Origin of the sequence: Corynebacterium sp. c25Ua_47 (genome assembly GCF_039907205.1) — a bacterium.
GTDB lineage: Bacteria > Actinomycetota > Actinomycetes > Mycobacteriales > Mycobacteriaceae > Corynebacterium > Corynebacterium hiratae.
This window is the reverse complement of sequence record NZ_JASBOH010000005.1, coordinates 191,822-198,099: the sequence shown is the minus strand read 5'-3', so window position 1 is coordinate 198,099 and position 6,278 is coordinate 191,822. Positions and strand designations below refer to the sequence as shown.

Sequence of the window (6,278 nt, the reverse complement as noted above, 5' to 3'; positions counted from 1 at the left end):
TGAGGATGAGAAGGACAAGGGCTCTAACCCGAAGGATAAGGGTTCGATTCCGGCAACTCCGATCGAGCCGGGTAACCCCACCAATGCCGCAACCTTCGAGCCTAACTACGAGGACGGCTTCGGTAAGCCTGGCACGAAGGCTCCGGTTGATGCTCCGAAGTTCACGAACAAGGACGGAGACAAGGTCACTGTTCCGGAAGGCACCAAGTTCACCACCGACAAGGATGGTGTTGAGGTCGCTGAGGATGGTTCGCTGAAGGTTCAGATTCCGGAGGATGCGAAGCCGGGTGACAAGATCACTGTTCCGGTGACCGTGACCTACCCGGATGGCTCGACCGACGAGGTTGATGTCACGGTTACTGTCACTGACCCTGAGGCGAAGCCAGAGTGGGGCGATGGTGAAGGTGAGCCGGGTGACAAGGTTACTGTTCCGAACGAAGGTGGCGATGTTCCGGATGGCACCACGGTTGAGACCGAGGGCCCGGGTAAGGCTGAAATTGATGAGGACGGCAATCTGATTGTCGACATCGATAAGGATGCTAAGCCTGGTGACAAGATTGTCGTCGAGGTGAAGGATCCGGAAGGCAACACGATCGACGAGTCGACCGTGACTGTTACCGAGCCCTCTGCTCCTGCTGAGAAGCCGGACTGGACGGATGACAAGGGTAAGCCTGGCGACAAGGTCGAGATCCCGAACACCGGCGGTGACGTTCCGGATGGCACCACTGTTGAGACCGAGGGGCCGGGTAAGGCTGAAATCGATGACGAAGGCAAGCTGATTGTCGACATCGATAAGGACGCTAAGCCTGGTGACAAGGTCGTCGTTATTGTCAAGGACAAGGACGGCAACGAGATTGACCGTGTCGTTGTTGAGGTTGAGAAGCCGGACGCTCCTGCTCCTGGGGACAAGAAGCCTGACTGGAAGGATGACTCCGGTAAGCCTGGCGACAAGGTCGAGATCCCGAACGATGGTGGCAAGGTGCCGGACGGCACCACTGTTGAGACCGATGGCCCTGGTAAGGCTGAAATCGATGAGGACGGCAAGCTGATTGTCGACATCGATAAGGACGCTAAGCCTGGTGACAAGGTCGTCGTTATTGTCAAGGACAAGGACGGCAACGAGATTGACCGCGTAGTCGTTGAGGTTGAGAAGCCTAAGAAGCCGATTATTCCGGGTGGACCGACCTGGCCGATTGATCCGAACAAGCCGGGTGAGGACGATCCGTCTGAGACTCCGGAGGTCATCAAGCCGACGATTGATCCGGCTAAGGATGGTGACAAGGAGATCACTGGTACCGCTAAGCCTGGTACGGATCTCACCGTTATTGTCACGGACAAGGACGGCAAGAAGACCGAGAAGACTGTTACCGTTGGTGACGATGGTAAGTGGAAGGTCGTTGTTGACAAGGAGCTGAAGACTGGCGACAAGATTGTTGCCAAGGATAAGGATGGCAACGAGGCTGAGCGTGTCGTCACTGGCGATTCCAAGCCGGCTCCGAAGCCTGATGATTCTTCCGATTGGACTGGTTCTTCCAACCTGTCTGAGCGTTGCATCAACACTGGTTTGGGTATTGGTATCCCGCTGCTGTTCCTGATTCCGGTTGGTCTGGCTTCCCAGATGAACATTCCGGGTCTGTCGGAGTTTGTTGCTCCGATTAACAAGCAGATTCAGGATCTGAATACCCGTCTGCAGCAGCAGGCTGGTTTGTTCAACGGCCCGTTGGCTGACCAGGTCAATGGTATTAATGCTCAGCTGAAGCGTTTCGGTGCTGATTACCAGCAGGCTGCTGGTGCTGTGGCTCTGATTGCTGCTGGTGCTCTGGCTATCGGTCTGTTGGCTGATGCTTGTGCACCGGGTGCTGACGAAGGTTCCTCCAAGTAATCGAAGCGTGAGGTTGTGTTTCCTCTAAAAACACCGCCCCGGGAGGTGCGTTAACCTCCCGCTCAACGTGAGAGTTAATGAAGCGGGACACTGCCACCGAGCTTTATAGCCCGGTGGCGTGGCCTGACTCATTGCTCGATTTTGTTTGATAGTGCCGAAATACCATTTGTTATTTCTCATAGTCTTGGGTCTCTACCGAAGCTTTTCCTTTCCTTAAGCTGTACGAGTGGAGGCTCATGGCCACTGGCGTTTTGAAGCCGGTGTGCACGTACCCCGTCGCGTAGGTCAGAGGACGCGACGGGGTACATTCGTTTTTCCTGAACTAGTGGCTTGCCTCTTTTGCCTAAAGCAGAGATAGATGTGCTCTTGTGAGGTACGTCTTGCTAAGCTGACAGTGCTTTTGAGCGTGCTTAGCTGGTGCTCTTTTGGTGCTGGCGGCTTCTAACTACACATCGTCACGGGTGCTTCCTCGTTTTCCTGTTAGTGCTTAGCCCTATTTCCTTTCGTTTCTTGGGTGGTGTGCGGGGGTTTGCTGAGGAGGCTGAGATGCCGCGGAGTAGCGGCGAACCGTCGAACCTGATCCGGATAATGCCGGCGAAAGGGAGGAATCATGAACTCTGTATCACATGGTGGATTTGTTAATAACGGCGCACCTGCGAGTGGTGCTGCCGCCCCGCGCAATCTGAACTGGCGCATCGTTGACATCGTGGTGGCTTCGGTGCTGGGTGTGGCGTGCGGATTCGTGTTCCTGGCATGGAACACGGTGGGATACGCCTGGTTTGAGGCTATGGATGCGCTCACGCCGGGCCTGGGAGGTATTGCTACCGGTATCTGGTTGATTGGCGGCGTGATCGGTGGATTGGTTATCCGCAAGCCGGGTGGGGCACTCTACGTGGAGCTGTTGGCGGCGATTGTGTCGGCGGTGCTGGGTTCCCAGTGGGGGATTAGCACGTTGTACTCCGGTATTGCACAGGGCATTGGCGTGGAGATTGTCTTGGCTATCTTCCTTTACCGCCGCTTTGGCCTGGGCATTGCGATGATCGGCGGCATGGCTGCGGGCTGGGGTGCGTTTGTTCTGGAGCTGTTTACTTCCGGAAACCTGGGCAAGACTCTGCAGTTCAACATCATTTACCTAGTGACGCTGAGCATCTCCGGTGCGGTGTTGGCGGGAGCTGTAGGTTACTTCGTGGTTAAGGCTCTTGCGAAGACTGGTGCGCTGGATCGCTTTGCGGTTGGCCGTGAACAGCACAACGCTTAGGCATCGTTGCTTGTTACTGGGTTTGCGCTGTTCCTACTTGTTCCGCGTTGTTTGTTGATCGTTGACTAATGCTGGTTGGCGTTGCTGAGTGTGATGGCTGGTTCTATGTGATGGCTGGTTCTGATGGCTGATGTGGGTAGTGCTGGGGCCACGAAGCTTGTGGCTCGTGGCTATGGCTGGACGCATGCGGGCAGGCATGCGCCCGCGCTAGCGGATATTGATTTGGTTGTATCGCCGGGGGAGAAGGTACTGCTGTGTGGGGATTCCGGCTCCGGAAAATCCACGCTGCTGGCGGCCATTGCGGGCGTGCTTGGTGGGGATGATGAAGGTACCCGTGTCGGGGAGATTCTTCTTGAGGATGCTGCCGGTCACGTGGAGCCACCCGGGCGCACGATTCCGGTGGGGTTGGTTTTGCAGGACCCGGACTCGCAGGTGATCGCCGCGCGCGTGGGCGATGACGTGGCCTTTGGTTGTGAGAATCTGGCCTATCCGCGCTCTGAGATTTGGCAGCGGGTAACTGCGGCGCTAGCGATGGTGGGGCCTGCGGTGGACTTGTCTTTCCCCACGGAGCGTCTGTCCGGAGGGCAGAAGCAGCGCCTAGCCTTGGCCGGTGTCATCGCGATGGGGGCGGGCATGGTGCTGCTGGATGAGCCGACGGCCAACCTCGACCCGGAGGGCGCGCGTGAGGTCATCGAGGCCGTAACGACCATGGTGGCGCGCACGGGTGCCACCCTCATCGTCGTAGAGCACCAGCATTCGGCCTGGGAGGGCGTGCTCGACCGGGCAATTGAGTTGAAGGATGGGCGCATCGTCGCTGACGGTCCTTTAGGCACTGTGGTGGCGTCGCGGTCTATTAGAGGTTTGCCGCGGGCGCGGGAGATCGGTGGGACGTCGCCAAGCAGCACTGGGGGAGTATCGGGTTCGGTAGTACCGGATTTGGTTGTGTCGGAGGCGGCAGCGTCGGAAACGTCAGTGTCGAACGTGGCCGGACCGGAGTCGGCGGCGTTGTGGAGTACAGACTTGGTCACCCGCTTCGGGCCGCCGCGCAGCTACGCGCTGCCGCGGGGGATGTCCACGGTGATTACTGGGCCAAATGGTGCGGGCAAGACCACGTGGCTGATGACGGTGGCGGGATTGCTTCCGGCGGTCTCCGGGGAGATTGGTGTGGCCGAGTACGTGCGGCGGGGGCTGAAAGGCTCGCCGTTGACGTGGAAGTCCCGGGACCTGGCGGACCGCATTGGCTTCGTCTTCCAGAATCCCGAGCACCAATTCGTCGCCCGTACGGTGGCAGAGGAGCTGCGCGTGGCACCCCGCGTCATGCACCGCGAGGTGCCGGAGGGGCGCATCGCGGAGCTCGTGGAGGCACTACGCTTGGGGCATTTGCTTAACGCCAATCCGTTTACGCTCTCCGGTGGGGAGAAGCGCCGGTTGTCGGTGGCCACTGCGTTGGTCACGGCGCCGGAGGTGCTGCTTCTCGACGAACCCACCTTCGGCCAAGACCCCCACACCTTCACCGAGTTGGTGTGGTTGCTGCGGCGCATGGCGGATGAGGGGACGACGATTGCGTCGGTGACCCACGATCCGTTGTTCATTTCCGCCCTTGGCGACCACCGAGTGGAGGTGAGCCGTGGCTGAGACAACTACGTCGTCGGCGAACGCAGACGGCGCTGGTCGCGCCGAACGTGCCGGCCGCGCCGATCGTGCTGGCCGTGCAGGTTTACTGCACGGCGTGAACCCGCTGACCCGAATTTTCCTCATGTTCGTGTGGGTGAGCCCGCTGTTACTCTCCGTGGATTGGGTCTCCGCGGCAGTGTCCTTGGCCATGACTTTAGTTTTTGCGCCCCTGTGCGGAGTGTCGTGGCCGCGCCTGTTTAAAGCTGGCTGGTTCCTTTTTCTTATCGCTCCGTTGTCCGGCATTTCGATGCTGCTTTACGGCGCACCGGGCGGGCGGGAGTACTTCAGCTGGTGGCTGATCACGGTTACGGACAACTCGATGGAGCTGGCCATCGCCATTACGATGCGCGTGCTGGCGGTGGCGCTGCCCATGGTGGTGCTGGCGCGGGATATTGACCCGACGGAGTTGGGCGACGCCCTCTCGCAGATCCTCAAGCTACCTTCCCGCTTCGTCATCGGTGCGGTGGCCGGGGTGCGCATGATGACGTTGTTCAAATCCGATTGGCAGTACCTGGCCATGGCGCGGCGCGCGCGTGGGCTGACCGACGAGGGCCGCATCAAGCACCTCATCACCATGTCCTTCGGGCTCTTGGTGCTAGCCCTGCGGCGCGGGGGCAAGCTGGCCACGGCGATGGAGGCGCGCGGTTTCGGGCGAACCCCACCGGGCGGTGGGCAACGCACATGGGCGCGGCCGTCCCGCCTTGCCAGCAGAGACTGGCTGGTGATGGTGGTGGGAACGGGCCTTGCGGCGCTTCCGGTGGTAGTTTCGGTTCTCAGTGGGTCCTGGAGATTCTTCGGACTCTAGGACGACTCTCTCAAAGCTGCACGCTAGACGTACCCAGAAGTGGTGAAGAAATACATGCAGGACGCGGACCGCACGGCCGACCAGGACAGCGGTAAGGACACTGCCCAGACGCACGCCGCCGAGATGGATCGGCTCTTGGCCGATGTGGTGGCGCTCGCCGCGTCGCGCAAGCGCCCGATGCGCCCAGTCACCGTGCTTATCGACGGCCCCTCGGGCGCCGGCAAGACCTGGGCTTCTGCAGCGCTGGCTGAGCGTACCGGGTGGCGGGTAGTCCACCTTGACGAGTTCTACCCCGGCTGGCATGGGCTGCAAGAGGGTTCAGAGATGGTTTCAGAGCAAGTGCTGCGGGAGAATAACCCGGGCTATTGGCGCTGGGACTGGGATGCCAACGCGCCGAAGGACTGGGCGAGCCTGGATGAGCGCGATGATCTGATCGTCGAAGGAGTTGGTTCTGTCACCGAGGCCACCGTGGCCGCCGCCAAAGAGCGCGGCTCCGTGGTGACGGTGCGTATCGACGGGCCACGCGAGAAGCGCCGCGAGCGCGCCCTGGAGCGCGACCCTGGCTATGAAGAGTGGTTTGAAACCTGGGAGCGGCAGGAAAAAGAGCACTTCGCCGAGCGCGCGGTGGAGGCGGACCTGACGTGGGAGTGGAGCTAACT

General features: G+C 60.0%; 5 protein-coding genes and 1 riboswitch. All 5 genes read left to right on the top strand.

Translation table 11 applies throughout. The annotated features are described in order from the left end of the window. On the top strand, window positions 1-1,882 hold a 1,882-nt coding region (locus tag QKE52_RS06815), incomplete at its 5' end, for a YPDG domain-containing protein (protein WP_347948433.1). 447 nt (window positions 1,883-2,329) lie between these two features. After that, window positions 2,330-2,504: riboswitch (TPP riboswitch) on the top strand. Further along, window positions 2,493-3,140 (top strand): ECF transporter S component, encoded by a 648-nt coding sequence (locus QKE52_RS06810; RefSeq protein WP_347948432.1) that lies wholly within the window; start codon window positions 2,493-2,495, stop codon window positions 3,138-3,140. (Overlaps the previous riboswitch by 12 nt.) A gap of 123 nt (window positions 3,141-3,263) precedes the next feature. Next, complete coding sequence (locus QKE52_RS06805; protein WP_347948431.1) at window positions 3,264-4,775, top strand: ABC transporter ATP-binding protein; 1,512 nt, start codon at window positions 3,264-3,266, stop codon at window positions 4,773-4,775. An 85-nt stretch (window positions 4,776-4,860) separates the two neighbouring features. Next, on the top strand, window positions 4,861-5,619 hold the full coding sequence (locus QKE52_RS06800; protein ID WP_343205883.1) for an energy-coupling factor transporter transmembrane component T: 759 nt from the start codon (window positions 4,861-4,863) through the stop codon (window positions 5,617-5,619). Window positions 5,620-5,661: 42 nt separating this feature from the next. Continuing rightward, complete coding sequence (locus QKE52_RS06795; RefSeq protein ID WP_246818667.1) at window positions 5,662-6,276, top strand: hypothetical protein; 615 nt, start codon at window positions 5,662-5,664, stop codon at window positions 6,274-6,276. Window positions 6,277-6,278 lie beyond the last annotated feature (2 nt).